The organism is Luteitalea pratensis (assembly GCF_001618865.1).
Taxonomy (GTDB): domain Bacteria; phylum Acidobacteriota; class Vicinamibacteria; order Vicinamibacterales; family Vicinamibacteraceae; genus Luteitalea; species Luteitalea pratensis.
Genome location: NZ_CP015136.1, coordinates 3760642 through 3775326, shown reverse-complemented (window position 1 = coordinate 3775326; position 14685 = coordinate 3760642). Strand labels below are relative to the sequence as shown.

8 protein-coding genes are annotated in these 14685 nt (G+C 66.8%); 6 read left to right on the top strand and 2 right to left on the bottom strand.

All coding sequences use genetic code 11. The annotated features are described in order from the left end of the window. Positions 1-47: 47 nt before the first annotated feature. The 5 genes from LuPra_RS15445 (at position 48) to LuPra_RS15425 (ending at position 8345) form a co-directional block, all read left to right on the top strand. On the top strand, positions 48-2540 hold the full coding sequence (locus LuPra_RS15445) for an IPT/TIG domain-containing protein (RefSeq protein WP_110171575.1): 2493 nt from the start codon (positions 48-50) through the stop codon (positions 2538-2540). Between the two features lie 484 nt (positions 2541-3024). Continuing rightward, the gene (locus LuPra_RS15440) at positions 3025-5196 is read left to right on the top strand and encodes an IPT/TIG domain-containing protein (protein ID WP_157899241.1); all 2172 of its coding nucleotides are present in this window, start codon (positions 3025-3027) and stop codon (positions 5194-5196) included. A gap of 91 nt (positions 5197-5287) precedes the next feature. Continuing rightward, positions 5288-6025 (top strand): DUF3891 family protein, encoded by a 738-nt coding sequence (locus LuPra_RS15435; RefSeq protein WP_157899240.1) that lies wholly within the window; start codon positions 5288-5290, stop codon positions 6023-6025. Then, the gene (locus LuPra_RS15430) at positions 6022-6714 is read left to right on the top strand and encodes a response regulator transcription factor (RefSeq protein ID WP_110171572.1); all 693 of its coding nucleotides are present in this window, start codon (positions 6022-6024) and stop codon (positions 6712-6714) included. The genes LuPra_RS15435 and LuPra_RS15430 overlap by 4 nt, the downstream gene beginning before the upstream one ends. Positions 6715-6968: 254 nt before the next feature. Further along, entirely contained in the window at positions 6969-8345 is a 1377-nt protein-coding gene (locus LuPra_RS15425; protein WP_162271410.1) for a sensor histidine kinase, read from the top strand. Between the two features lie 112 nt (positions 8346-8457). Here the strand turns inward: LuPra_RS15425 and LuPra_RS15420 are convergent, their stop codons facing one another. Then, the gene (locus LuPra_RS15420; RefSeq protein ID WP_110171570.1) at positions 8458-9318 is read right to left on the bottom strand and encodes a glycosyltransferase family 2 protein; all 861 of its coding nucleotides are present in this window, start codon (positions 9316-9318) and stop codon (positions 8458-8460) included. 4 nt (positions 9319-9322) lie between these two features. After that, positions 9323-11212, bottom strand: a complete 1890-nt coding sequence (gene asnB / locus LuPra_RS15415; RefSeq protein WP_157899238.1) for an asparagine synthase (glutamine-hydrolyzing) — start codon at positions 11210-11212, stop codon at positions 9323-9325. Between the two features lie 195 nt (positions 11213-11407). Here asnB and LuPra_RS15410 point away from each other — a divergent pair, with 195 nt between their 5' ends. After that, complete coding sequence (locus LuPra_RS15410; RefSeq protein ID WP_110171568.1) at positions 11408-14527, top strand: TonB-dependent receptor; 3120 nt, start codon at positions 11408-11410, stop codon at positions 14525-14527. Positions 14528-14685 lie beyond the last annotated feature (158 nt).

The window sequence follows — 14685 nt, the reverse complement described above, 5'->3', positions numbered from 1 at the left end:
TGCGCCGGCCGGATTCTCGGCACAACCCAAAAGCCGAGATACGGCGCATGCTTTGCATCGCCGTGGCGCGGACGCTTGGGTTGGCCGGATTTCACGTGCCACGAGCGCTATCGGTAGTCAGCGCCGGCAGTTTCCGTTTGGTCCTGCACGCGAAGATTTCTATAGTACGTCGCGTTCCGCGTTGTCGGTGTCCCGGCCGTGGCGCGGTCGATATTGAGTTCCGTCATGAGGTGCCCATGTTTCAAGCCGTGAAAACGGCGACCGTTGGCGTTTGTGCCGCGATCGCCCTCTGTATCCCCGCGTCGGCCCTGGCGGCCGGCCCCGAACTCACCACATGGCTGTTTGCCGAAGGTTCCACCAACGGCGCGTTCGGGTTCGAACAGGAAATCCTGATCGGTAACCCGAATACGACACCGATCACGGTGACCTTCGAGCTGTTCACGCAGGACGGCGAAGCGCTCGCGCCCGTGGTCCGGACGCTCGAGCCGCTATCGCGCTACGGTGAGAACATCCGCGGCCTCGTCGGCGATCGGGTAGGCATCGCGATCCGGCTCACCTCGAGTGCGCCGATCATTGCCGAACGCACGATGTACTGGGGCGGCGGGTTGTTCCGTGGTGGCAAGTCCTGGAACCAGAAGGTCAACGACCTGCGCGGCGGCCACAACGAGCACGGCCAGCAGGCGGCGGCAAAGACGTGGTACTTCGCCGAGGGTGAAGGCAAGTTCTTCAACACCTTCATCTCCGTTGCCAACCCGAACAACACGCCGGCGACCGTCACCGCTTCCTATCGCGACGATGCCGGTGTGGAAGTGGCGCAGACCGACGTCGTGCCGGCCAACGGCCGACGGACGTTTTGGCCGACGGCGGTGCTCTCCGGGCGTCTCCAACCGGGCCGCGCCGGCTTTGCCACCATCGTCACCTCCGATCTCGACGTGGTCGCCGAGCGCCAGATGTATTGGGGGCCGGGAGCGCCGTCCGGCATCCACGGCGGTCATGCAGCGGCAGGCGTGACCACGCCATCGGCCACGTGGCTGTTCGCCGAAGGTATCCAGGGCGCGCTCTCCACCTCAGGCGACCCGGCCTTCGACACGTTCGTGCTGTTCTTCAACCAGAACGAGACGCCCATCGACGTGAAGGTGGAGTTCTTCGGGCAGGCAGGCGCGAAGCTGGCCGAGACCACGCGCACCATCGGCGGCCTTACGCGCGACGGCGTGTGGGCCAAGGAGCTCCCGGGCCTCATCAACCAGGCCTTCTCGATCCGTGCGACATCCACGATGCCGTTCGTGGCCGAGCGGGCCGTGTACTGGCGCGGATTGACCGAGGGCACGGCGACGGCCGGTGCCACCGCAGCGGCGCTCAAGTGGGGCTTTGCCGAAGGTCTGCAGGGCGGCTTCCAGATGTACCAGGACGACAGCGACAACGACAAGCGCCGCTTTAACACGTTCTTCCCGATCTACAACCCCGGCCCGGTGCCGGCAACGGTCACGGTGTACTTCTACACGGAAGGCGGCAACAGCGGCACCACCAAGACGCTCGTGGTGCCGGCGCAGTCGCGCGAGACGGTGTGGACGCTGCTCTACGACGAGCTGGCCAATGCCAAGTTCGCCACCTTCTTCTCCTCGACCGCGCCGATCGTCGTCGAGCGTGTCGTGTACTGGGGCAGGAACAACAAGGCGGGCCACGCGTCGATGGGCATCCCGCTTGCTGACGACTTCCCGCTGACGCCCGCGCCGGCGCTCCGCTCGAACCCGTCGGGCCTGACCGTCTCGCCCAGTCGCGGCGTGCCGGGCGGTGGCACGAAGGTGATGATCGAGGGCGCCGGATTCGGCAACACCGAGCTCGGCACGCAGGTGCTGTTCGGTGGCGTGCCCGCGCGCGACTTCGAGGTCGAGAACGACACGCTGATTCGTGCCGTCACGCCGCCTGGCGCCACCGGCAAGGTCGACGTGACCGTCGAGACTCGCGGCCAAACGATCACCGCGCCAGCCGCTTTCGAGTACTTTGATCCGTGGGCTGCCGTGGGCGCGCCGATCAACACCTTCCGCCGCAATACCGGCTATGCGTGCAGCGGCGGCGGCAGGGCCTGCCAGATCATGGCGTCGTTTCTCGGCAACGTTGCCGACATGGCACGCCGGCAGTCTGGGGATATCGCGAACTCGTGCCGGGCCTTCGGCGGCAACGAGAAGTTCGTGGAGGACGTCATTGCCGAACTGCGCATTCGCACCGGCACCAACCGCTGGGGCATGAACATCAAGCGCGGCAACCAGGGGCTGTCGGAGGACATCGTGACCTACTACTACGGTCCCGAGGGGTCCGACATGCGCAACAGCACGCAGGTGTTCATCATCGACATCATCGCGAACCACTGCAATCCGGCGGACCGCTTCGGCGGAGGCCCGTTCTGGCTCGATCAGACGCAGGCGACGGCCGATGCCGGCACCATCGGGCGCTGGACGCTCGGGCCGATGTGCAGCAACGCGCGCTATCGGAATGCGGTCAATCCCAATACAGGCAGCCTCGTGTTCCCCGAGTGCCAGTAGACACGTAGGCAGGTTCGGGGCCCGGCCTCGACACACAATCAACAGGGGCGCTTTCCATGAGGGGAGCGCCCCTGTTCTTGTTACCTGGTTCCCGAGGGGGGACGCCGCAAACCTCGACAGCCGGCTTTGACAACCCGGCGGTACCACCATCCACCGGCGACGAACGCCAGACGTCGAACAGCCGAACGCTGCGAAGGGCCCGGCCGTGCCCCGCCGTCCCAGGGGCGGTCTCAGCCCGCAGCAATCGGGTGAGCCTGTGCACTGCGGCACGCTCGGGCCGCGGGGACTCGCAAGCCCTTCCTGCCCACTACCTCCCGACAGGGCGCTCGACATCGTTTGGCGGCCGCCGCGTGGGCCCGTATAGTACTAAGGCCCGATCTGCGGATGTGGTTCCCAGCCCAGCCCCGATCAGGCCTTCCCACGAGGTCCATGAATGTTTCGAGCCACGAGACTCGCAACGGCAGGCGTGTGCGCCGCGTTCGCGATGATAGCTACAGCAAGTTCCATCAATGCCCAGCCCACGCTCAAGACGTGGTACTTCGCCGAAGGATCAACGGCCCCGATTCTGCCGTTCGAAGAAGAGATCCTGATCGGCAATCCGACCGGCACCGATGCGGTCGTCAACCTGCGTTTCTTCCCCCAGGATGGCAGTGCGCCCATCCCGGGACAGCTGACCGTCAAGGCGTATAGCCGCGGCGGCGTCAATGCCCGCCAGTTCACCGGTGCGAACTTCGGGTTCGCCGTCGAACTCACGGCCTCGGCCGACGTCGTGGTCGAGCGTTCCATGTACTGGGGCGGTGGGCTCTTCAATTTCGGCCCGCTCTACAACCCCGGCACGGTCAGCGACATGCGCGCCGGCCACAGCAGCAACGGCGTCAACGCGACCCAGACGACCTGGTCGTTCGCGGAAGGATCGGCCGGGTTCTTCCAGACCTACGTGCTCATCAGCAATCCAGGGACGCTGGCCGCCAACGTGCGGGTCAACTACCTGACGAGCGCGGGCGAGCTGGTCACGGTCAACGACGTCGTGCCGTCGGGCCAGCGCCGGACGTACTTCGCCAACGACGCGCTGGCGCAGCAGCTGGGCCCGCGGTCGCAGTTCGATTTCGCCATCGAGGTGACGTCGGATGTGGGCGTGGTCGCAGAGCGGGCCATGTACTGGAACAACTTCCAGGGCGGACACGTGACCGCCGGTGTCACGCCACAACCGGCGTGGCTCTTTGCCGAAGGCGCGCAGTATGCGGGCGCACTCGACACCTACGTGCTGTTGTTCAACCCCAATACCGAGCCCATCGACGTCGAGGTCAACTTCTATGGTCCGGGCGGGCTCCTTCAGCCGGTGCTGGTCCACATGCAGCCGCGCACGCGTGCGCAGGTGTTCGCGGGCGACCCGGCCTACCCGGCGCTCCAGAACACCGGCTTCTCGATTTCCGTGGTCAGCGTTGGCAGCAAGCCCTTCGTCGCCGAACGGGCGGTCTACAAGGCTGGCGCGACGCTGGGTGACGGCACGGTGGCCACCGGCGCATCCGAGGCTGCACGCAAGTGGGGGTTCGCGGATGGCCAGGAGGGCGGCTTCCTCCAGTATCAGAGCCCGGCCGACGCCGATCGACGCCTCTTCACGACGTACTACCTGGTCCTGAACAACACCGACACCGACGCGACGGTGCGTGGCGTGTTCTACCTCGAAGACGACAACTCGAACGTCGGCACGGAGGTCACAATCACCGTTCCGGCACGGTCGCGAGGCCAGTTTGCCCCGCAGACGATCCCGGCGCTGCACAATCGCAAGTTCGCAGCGTTCTTCGAGTCGGACGTGCCCGTGGTGATGGAGCGGGCCATGTACTGGGGCAACGGCATGCGCGGTGCGCACGCCACCGGCGGCACGATCCTGCCCGACACGCTGCCCACACTGGCCTCACCGACAGCACCCCCGCCGCCGAGCCTGACCGGCATCAGCCCGACTCGCGGCAACCCCAGTGGCGGCACGCTGGTGACCATCACCGGCGCGAACCTGGGCCTGACGGCCGACACCACCGTGAGCTTCGGCATCACGGGGACGCCGCGCCAGAACGTGATCGTCAACAACGCCAACTCGATCTCGGTCGTGACGCCGCCCAGCGGGCGCGGCCTTGCCAGCGTCATCATCACCACGAAGGGCGTGCCGCTCGAACTGGTCGGCGCGTTCGAGTTTGCCGATCCGTTCGCTGCGGGCCCGGCCGTGAGCTACGGTGACCTGTACGGGGTGATCGTGTCACTGGCTGCCGCCCGTCCCTTCGACCTGGCCAACTCCTGCCGGGAGCATGGCGGCAACAACCGCTTCATGTTCGAGGTCGTCGCCGAACTGCGCCGCCGGTTCAACACCAACCGGTGGGGCCTGAACTGGAAGCGCGGCAACGTCGGCGATCTGTCGCAGGACATCGTTACGTACTACAGCGGTCCGGAGGGTAGCGCCATGCCGAACAGCACGCAGGTGCGCCTCTACGACATCATTGGAGGACACTGCGGCAACGCGTCGCCGTTCTGGGTGGACCAGACGGCGGCAACGCGCGCCGCCGGAGCAATCGGCCGGTGGACCGTGGCACCGATGTGCAGCGATGCCCGGTACCGGGACGCGAAGTTGAACAACGGCGAGTGGATGTTCCCCGAGTGCAGGTAGGGTGACGAGCGTCGCCTTCCGCCGGGAGGCGGCGCTCGCATTAATGCCGCAATGCCAGCATTCCAGCATTATTTCTGTTCTACTCTCCCCTGTGATTGTGCGTCCCGACGGCGACAGCTGGCTCCTGATCCGCCAGCCTGACCACGCGGCCATGGCCGCGGACCTGTTGTCGCACTGGCAATCCGATGGGCTGCCGGACCGGAACACGCGGCCCGTGCTCCTCGAAGCCACACGCGAACACGACTGCGGCTGGGCCGCCGAAGACGACGCCCCGAGCGTCGATCCGGAGGACGGTTCCCCCTGGGACTTCATCCATCTCCCCGTGGCACGACGCCAGGCCGTGTGGGTGCGGGCATTGCGGTTGCTGGCCGATCGCCCGCATGTCGCCGCGCTCGTCGCGCATCACGCGGTGACGGCGTACGCGCGCTATGACGACGATCCCGCCTGGCGTGCGTTCTTCACCACGATGGGTGAGGAACGCGACAGCCGTGTCGCCGCACTCGGCACTCGCGCAACCGGTGTCTCGTTCGACAGTTTCCTGAAGGATTACGCGTCCCTGCGTGCCGCTGACCTGATTTCGCTGGCACTCTGTCATGGGTGGCAGGATCGCTTCGAACTCGATCACTACAAGGGCGTGCCGGACGGCGCGAACCTGACCCTGACGCCGGACCCGTTCGCGGGCGCCACGGTCTCGTGGCGGGTGCCCGCACGCCGGATTCCCAGGCGGCCGTACGCGTCGGATGACGACCTGCGTGGGGCCTTCGCCGCGGCTGCGATCGAATCGCTCGCGGGACAGGTGCAGGGCCGCCCGGAGCCGCTCCCCTCATGAGTCGCATCCTCGTCGTCGAGGACGATCCCGACATCGCGGACCTGCTGCGCCACTATCTCGAGCGCGCCAGCCACGACGTCGAGGTTCTGACACAGGGGCACGACGCCATGCCGCGTCTCCGCGAGCGCCTGCCCGATCTCCTGATCCTCGATCGCATGCTGCCGGGCGTCGAGGGGCTCGAGATTTGCCGGCTCGTGCGCGCCTCCCCGGCCATGGCGGATCTGCCGGTGATGATGGTCACGGCTCGCGCGGAGGAGAGCGACCGCATCGTCGGACTCGAACTCGGCGCCGACGACTACATCACCAAGCCGTTCAGCGCCAAGGAGGTCGTCGCTCGCGTCAATGCCCTGCTGCGTCGGTCGTCACGCGCGAGCACGGCGTCGCCGGCGACACAGGCAGGGCGCGTCCTCTCGTATGGCGACATCCGCATGGATCTCGAGCAGCACGTGGTAACCGTGGACGGCCGTGACGTCCGCTTCACCGCCAAGGAGTTCCTGCTCCTGCAGTACTTCCTGGAACATCGGGGCCGCGTCCTGTCGCGCGACCTGATGCTGACCGACGTGTGGGGCTACCAGTACACGGGCGGCTCGCGCACCGTCGACGTGCATGTCCGCCGGCTCCGCGAGAAGGTCCCTTCGCTCGCCGAGGCGATCGAGACGGTCAAGCAGTTCGGGTACAAGCTGAAGTAAGTACCGGGTACCGGGTACCGGGAAACGGGTACCGGGAAACGGAATCGGGCAGTAGGCATTAGGCATCGGGCATCACGTTGGCCGGACTCGGAGAGCCGGTCCTGCCAGTCAACCCACCGGCGTTCGACGTCACGGCGTCTCCCGCTATGCTGTGCGGGTTGGCGCTGCCGCTACCCAATCCCGTCGCCCGCCCGCTACACTCGCCTGACGCCGCTCCGGGCCCCGTCGTGGCGGCCCCCGTTCCAAGGGCACCAGTGCGAGTTCCCACCTTCGTTCTCCTGACCGCGCTCCAGACCGCACTGTTCACGCCGTTGTTCATGCTCGGCGTTGCCTGGGTGACGCAACAGCCCCTCGAAACGTCGCCGGGATTCCTGCTGCGCGTCGGATTGGTGGGCATCGTCACCGCGGCACTCTCGGCGATGATCACCGGCTGGATGGCGTCGACGGTGGTCGACGACCGCATCGGCGAGGCCGTGTCGGCCATCCGCGCCCTCGGCTCGGGCGAGCGCCGGACCGCATTGCCCGAACCCCGCGGCGACGCGCTGGGGCGCGTGGCGCGTGCCGTGAATGCCGCAGGCGCATCGCTCGACGTGCGGCTCGGCGACCTGACGCGCGACCGGGCGCGGCTCGAGGCCGTGCTCTCCGGGATGGTCGAGGGCGTCATCGTCGTCAACGAGCAGGGACAGGTGCAGCTGGCGAACGAAGCGGCGAGGCAGTTGCTGCGACTCGACGCGTCGCCCATCGGCCGGCACTACGTCGAGCTGATCCGGCATCCCGACATCGCCATGCAGATCACGCAGGCGCTCCAGGGCCAGCGGCCCGGCGGCCTCGAACTGGCGATCGGACGCGACCCCGGACAAACGTTCATCGCGCGGTGTTCATCGGCGATCACACCGGGCAGCCGCGGCGCCGTCCTCGTGCTGCACGACATCACCGACCTGCGCAGGGCCGACCGCATCCGGCGGGACTTCGTGGCCAACGTGTCACACGAACTGCGCACGCCGCTGACGGCGATCCGCGGCTACGTGGAGGCACTGCTCGACGGACCGGAACACGAACCCGAGACGACCCGCTTCCTGGAGATCATCGCGCGGCACTCGGCGCGCATGGAGCGGCTCGTCAAGGACCTGCTGCGGCTGGCGCGTCTCGATGCCGGCCAGGAGCCCCTCGAACTCGCCGACGTCTCGGTGGACAGCCTGTTCACGTCCGTCGCTGGTGACCTGCAGCCGCTCACCGAGGCGCGAGCCCAGTCGGTCAGCATCACGGTGACGCCACCCACGCTCACCATGCGATGCGACCCGGCCAAACTGCACGACGCGCTGCGCAACCTCGTCGAGAACGCCTGCGCCTACACTCCCGAAGGCAGCCGCATCGAACTGGCGGCCACCGCCGACGCCACGCACATCCGGCTGACGGTTGCCGATACCGGCAACGGCATCCCCGACGTCGAGCTCGCGCGCATCTTCGAGCGCTTCTACCGCGTCGACAAGGCTCGCTCGCGTGACTCCGGCGGCACCGGGCTCGGCTTGTCCATCGTGCGACACCTCGTCGAACTGCACGGCGGTGTGGTCAGCGCCAGCAACCGTCCCGAGGGCGGCGCGGTCTTCATCGTCACCCTGCCGCGAGGATGACCAACGTGCAATTTCACAAGTTCACAATTTCAGGAATTGCATTACCGCCGTCAGCAGCCACGAACAATGGCGATGGCAATGAAATTCTGCAATTCTGCAATTCTGCAATTTCCTACAGGCTCGTCCGCCGCGTGACGAGATCGGCGAGCAGGCCCATCATCGCGACCTGGATGGCCGTCAGGATGAGGATCGCGGCGCCGACACCGAAGGCCCCGGTGCGAATGAAGTCGAGCGCTGCCTTGACGGTGCCAAGGACGATGAGGGCCGCCGCGGTAGGCAGGAAGACGTTGAGCGGCCGGAAAGTGACCACCATCCGCACGATCAGCAGGAAGAAGTTCAGCGTATCGCGCACGGGGCGGATGGACGACGCCCCAGTGCGGCGGTAGTAGTCGATGGGCACGTACTCGACGCGATAGCCGTTGATGTGCGAGGCGAGAGTGATCGTCGACGTGAACGAGAAGCCATCCGGGAACAGGCCGAAGAACCGCGTCGCGATTTCGCGGCGGAAGACGCGCATGCCCGAGTTGAGGTCGGGAATCCGGTGCCCGCTCAGGACGTTCGCGGCGCGAGTGAGCAGCCACTTGACCGGCCGGCGCAGGGCCGGCACATGGACACTGGCACCAGTGCGGGCCCCCACCACCATGTCGGCCTGATCGGCCTCTGCCAGCAGCTCCGGCAGGCGGCCAATCGGATACGTCCCGTCGGCGTCGAGGATCGCAATGAGCGGATGCGTGGTGGCGCGGATGCCGGTCTTGAGCGCGGCGCCGTAGCCGCGGTTGGCGCGATGCCGCACCACACGGGCGCCCGCCTCAGCCAGCACCTGGGCCGTCCGATCGGTGGACCCGTCATCGACGACGAGCACCTCGTAGTCACGCCCGGTCGGCCGCATTGTCGTGTCGACGGCAGCCAGGGTCGACGCAATCGCCCCTTCCTCGTTGTAGACCGGGATCAGGATCGAGACGGGTTCGGGCATGCGATCAGTGGCGCCACGCGTGCGCCCAGCGCACGAGCGTGACGAGTCCCCACAACTTGAAGGCGTGATTGGCTCGCCCCGATACATGCGCATCGAGCATCGTCTGTACGGGCGCAGGTTGCAGTTCCGGCAGCACGCGCAGCGATGCGGGCGAGAGGACATCCTGCAGCAGCGGCCGCAGCGGCCCGCGGAACCATGCGGCGAGCGGCGCGTGGAAACCTGCCTTCTGACGACGCACGATCGCATCGGGCACCAGTCCGCGCATGGCGTCCTTGAAGATCACCTTGGTATCACGCCCGCGCAGTTTCCAGCGCCATGGCAGGCGCGCGCCCAGTTCCACGAGGCGGTAGTCGAGCCACGGCGTGCGCGCCTCGAGGCCAAAGGCCATCGTCGTGCGATCCACCTTGGGCAGGATGGAGTCGACCAGGAACGTCTTGAGATCGACGTAGAACAGGCGGTCCATCAGTTCCGGCGCCCCCGACGCCAGGTACGCGGCCAGGAACGGCGCCTCGGGCGCCTGCTCGCGTGCCGCAGCCTCGCGGACGTCCGGCCGCAACAACCCGGCGCGTTCGTCGGCCGTACAGATCGTACGCCAGCTGTAGTGTGCCTTCTCGGGAGCGTTGCCCGCGCCGGCGACGAACTGGCGCAGTGCGTAGTCGACGGTCATCTTTCCCGTCGAGGCCGGTAATGCATCCACCAGCGGACGCACGAGACGCTCGCGGAACCATCGCGGCAGCGCTCGCCAGACGTGCGCGGCGCGGTCGGCGTGGTAGATCGCGTAACCGCCGAACACCTCGTCGCCGCCATCGCCCGACAGCACGACGGTCACGTGCTGGCGCGTAGCCTCGGCCAGCTTGTACATCGGCACCATCGAAATGTCGGCCACGGGGCCATCAGCATGCCAGACGAGCCGATCGAGGCAGGCCGGCACGTCGCCGGCCTGGCAGACGACCTCGTGATGGGTCAGGTCGTAGCGCTTGCCGACCAGCGCCGCGAATGGGCCTTCGTCGAACGAGGCCTCACCGAAGCGCACGCTGAAGGTGTGCAATGGGCCGACATGGCGCGGCCGCATGAAATGCACGACCGCGGACGAATCGAGCCCGCCACTCAGGAACGCCCCCAGCGGCACGTCGGACACCAACCGCATGCGCACGGCGTCGTCGCACAGCGCCCGAATCTCCTCGATGGCCTGGTTTCGATCGGTGAACAGATCGCGCCCGAACCTCACGTCCCACCATGACTCGAGCGAGTGGCCCTCGGCTGTCGCGCTCAGGAGGTGCCCGGGCGGCACCTGCCGCACCTCCCGCCAGATGGTGCGCGGACCCGGTACGTAGTTCAGTGCGAGGAAGGCATCGAGCGCCACCGGATCCAGGGTGCGACTGACCCCAGGGACCGCCAGGAGGGCCTTGATCTCGGAGCCGAAGAGCAGGCGGCCGTCGGCGACGGCGTAGTACAAGGGCTTGACGCCGAGGCGGTCCCGCACGAGCCAGAGCCGGCGCGCGCAGCGGTCCCAGACCGCGAACGCGAACATGCCGTTGAAGCGGCGGACTGCCTCGGGTCCCCACTCCTCCCACGCATGCGCGATCACTTCCGTGTCGGTGGCCGACGCGAAGCGGTGGCCCCGCGCCAGCAGTTCTTCACGGATCGCCGCGAAGTTGTAGATCTCGCCGTTGTAGCAGACCTGGATCCGACCGTCCTCGGAGCCAATCGGCTGGCGTCCGGCCTCCGAGACATCGATGACGCTGAGACGTCGATGTGCGAAACCGAGGCCCGCGTCGTGCCAGAACCCATCCGCGTCCGGGCCGCGATGGCACAGCGTACCCGCCATGGCCGACAGCCATGCCTGATCGACAACGCCGCCGTCCCGAGCGAAAACCCCCGCAATGCCGCACACCTGGTCGGGCCGATGGTAACAGACGACCTGCCTGCATCGCCCAGCCCCGGCAGGGCGCGAAACACGCAGGGATCACCCATTTAACCGCCCGGAAACACCCTCGTCGTGCCTGCTTCACGGCGAACTTCTACCTTCGTCGTTGTGACGCACCGCGGGCGGAGTCCTCGGTGCTGGCCCCCCTCACCGAGGACCTTCATGAGACTGCTTCGTTGCCTGCTCGCCCTTGCCGTGCTCGGGCTGCCCTTCGCGCCGAGTGCGGCGTTCGCTCAACAAACCGAATCGCGGCTCGTCGGCATCATCGCCGACTCGAGCCAGTCGCTGCTGCCGGGCGTCACCGTCACGGTGACGTCCAAGGACACCGGCGCCCAGCGCGTCGCGGTCAGCGAGGCGGACGGCCGGTTCACGGTGACCAACCTGCCGCGCGGTACCTATGTCGTGTCCGCGGCGCTGGAAGGATTCCGGACGGGCGAGCAGACGGTCACGCTCGGGGTGGGCGAGGTCAAGTCCGTCGACCTGTCGCTCAGCGTCGCGGCGATGGCCGAGACCGTGACAGTCACCGCCGAGACGGGAGTGCTCGATGCGTCCTCGGCCAAGATCGGCGTCAACGTGACGCCGGAGGAAGTCGACAACCTGCCGGTGAACGGCCGCAACTTCGCCAACCTCATGACCCTGTCGCCAGGCGCCACGACCGATGGCAACGGCGGCTGGAGCAGCATCCGCTTCAACGGCAAATCCAACCAGCAGAACTACCTGAACTACGACGGCGTCGACGGCACGTACATCTGGGACGCGGGCCCGGGGTACCTCAACGCCACCGGGTCGCAGTTTCGCCTGCAGACGTCGATGGAATCGGTCGCCGAGTTCCGCGTCAACGCCGGACTCGCGCCCGCGGAGAGCGGCTTCGGTACCGGCGGCAACATCACGGTCGTCACCAAGAGCGGGGCCAACCGTTTCACCGGATCGGTGTTCGACTACTATCGCGACGATGCGCTCGATTCCACCAACAAGTACGACGACATCAAGCAGCCGCTGCGTCTCGACCAGTTCGGCGGATCCGTTGGCGGCCCGATCGTCAGCAACAAGGTCTTCTTCTTCGGCAGTTACGAAGGCCTGCGGCAGGACACCGGACTGAGCTTCGTCGAATCGGTGCCGAGCAACGTGGCGCGTGACCAAATCGTGGCCGGCGTGCCGACGACCTCCGGTGGCGGCCGGTCGCCCGAGCGCACACGGGCCGTGGTGCCCCTGCTGGCAGGATTCCCGACCGAGACGCTGACGTCGACGAACCCGCTCGTGGGCCGGACGTCGTACTCCTCGATCGCCAATCAGCGCGAAGACTCGTTCAACGGCCGGCTGGACTGGCACTTCTCGAGCAGCCAGAGCATGTACGTCCGGTACCTCTACAGTGATGGCGAGATCGACACGCCCGACCAGACCGTCACGCCGCGTCGCGTGCTCGCCACGCAGAAGCCGCAGAACTTCGTCGCCAGTTGGCAGTCCATCGTCCGGCCGACGGTCGTCAACGAGCTCAAGGTCGGCTACAACCGCCCGGACACGGCGGCGCTGGCGTTCAGCCCGTCGGGCTACCCCTCCGAGCAGGTGTCGTTGTCGGGCGCGGTCGGCTCGTCATCCATCGACGGACGCGGCACGACCGGAATCGCACGTTCGGGTCTGCAATTCCGCGTCACGAGCTCGGCGCAAGGAGCCGGCGCGCTGTTCGAGCCCGGGTCGTTCTCGTTCACCGATGCCATCACGATGACCCGCGGCACGCACACCTTCAAGGCCGGTGGCGAATACCGCCGCATCAACGTCGGCTTCCAGTTCCTTGGCGGTGACACGTATGAGTTCAACAGCGTGGCCGACTTCATCGACAACCGTCCGAACCGCGTACAGCGCGCAGTCGACTCGCCCGAGTTCGACGCACAGCAGCAATACGCGATCGGGTACGTGCAGGACTCCTGGCGCCCGACGGCCAAGCTGACGGTCGATCTCGGCCTGCGCTACGAGTTCTATTCCGTGGTCCAGGAGAAGAACCAGTTCGCCATTCCGTTCTTCATCGAGGAGAACGACTTCTCGAGCGACCCGGACAACTTCTACGAGCCCGACTACAACAACATCGGGCCGCGCCTGGCCGCGACGTACATGATCAACGACAAGACGGTGCTGCGCGGCGGCCTGGGTTGGTTCTATGGACCGGGACAGTTCGAGGATCGCATCCAGCCGATCGAGAATTACATCACCCGCTACTCGGTCAGCACCGCCGACGTCGCCAACAACGGCCTCCAGTACCCGGTCAGCGATGCGGTATTCCAGACGTCGCTGAGCGTGCGCGGCTACACGCACGAGCGTCCGGACGAGTACAACGTGCAGTACGGGGCCAGTGTGCAGCGCGAGTTGCCGGGGGCGATGAACCTGAGCATCGCGTACACCGGCAGCCAGGGGTACGATCTCTTCCAGCGCGGCGTCTCCAACCTGATCGATCCCATCACGTTGCGCCGGCCGCGCCCCGTAATCGGGCAGGTGGATTTCAAGACGTCCGGCGGCCGCAGCCAGTTCGACGCCCTGCAGCTCGGGCTGACGCGTCGATTCCGCGGCGGCCTGACCGGTGGCTTCCAGTACCAGTACGCGCACAACACGGGGACGACGCAGGGATCGAACGAGGCGCAGACGGCGCAGAACACGTTCGACTTCTCGACCGAACAGAGCGCCAACCCGACCGACATCCGGCACACGACCAACGCCAGCCTGGTGTACCTCTTCCCCGGTGATGGCTTCTGGAGTGGCGGCTGGCGCCTCGGCGGTATCCTCAATGCGCGCAGCGGCGTCCCGATCAACGTCGTCATCGCGCGCCCGGACAACATCTCGGTGAATGGCGTGACGGTGGCCAACATCCAGGGCGGCAACTCGCGCGGGACGCAGCGGCCGGACCTCATCCCCGGCGTCGATCCGTACCTGAAGGACGGCGGCATCCGCTGGCTCAACCCGGCGGCGTTCGCCACGCCACAGCCCGGTACGTTCGGCAACCTGCCGCGCAACTTCCTGACCGGCCCCGGCTTCTGGCAGGTGGACCTGATGGGAAGCAAGGACTTACGCTTCGGCGGCAACCAGGCGCTGCAGTTCCGCATCGAGATGTTCAACATCACCAACGAGCTGAACTACCAGCAGCCGACGGCTTCGCTGCCCAACGGCGCGCCTGGCGTCGCGTTCAACGACAGCACGGCCGGAGCGACGTTCGGCTACATGCTGGGCCCGCTCAACCGCACGATCGGCCTCGGCACGCAGCGCCAGATGCAGTTGTCAGTGCGCTACACGTTCTGAGGGAGAGAAGGGGCGCGCCTCCGGCGCGCCCTCTTCGTTTCGGCCTTCGGCTTTCGGCTTTCGGCCTTCGAAAAGACTTCGACATTCCAGCATTCCGGCATTCCGGCATTCCGGCATTACCAATGAAGCAATGAAAAAAGGCCCCGTTCTGCCGGGGC

Excerpts from the sequence above, each read along its gene's own strand:
- LuPra_RS15445 (WP_110171575.1), top strand. The coding sequence starts at position 48 with ATGCTTTGCATCGCCGTGGCGCGGACGCTTGGGTTGGCCGGATTTCAC.
- LuPra_RS15440 (WP_157899241.1), top strand. The coding sequence starts at position 3,025 with ATGATAGCTACAGCAAGTTCCATCAATGCCCAGCCCACGCTCAAGACG.
- LuPra_RS15430 (WP_110171572.1), top strand. The coding sequence starts at position 6,022 with ATGAGTCGCATCCTCGTCGTCGAGGACGATCCCGACATCGCGGACCTG.
- LuPra_RS15420 (WP_110171570.1), bottom strand. The coding sequence starts at position 9,318 with ATGCCCGAACCCGTCTCGATCCTGATCCCGGTCTACAACGAGGAAGGG.
- LuPra_RS15410 (WP_110171568.1), top strand. The coding sequence starts at position 11,408 with ATGAGACTGCTTCGTTGCCTGCTCGCCCTTGCCGTGCTCGGGCTGCCC.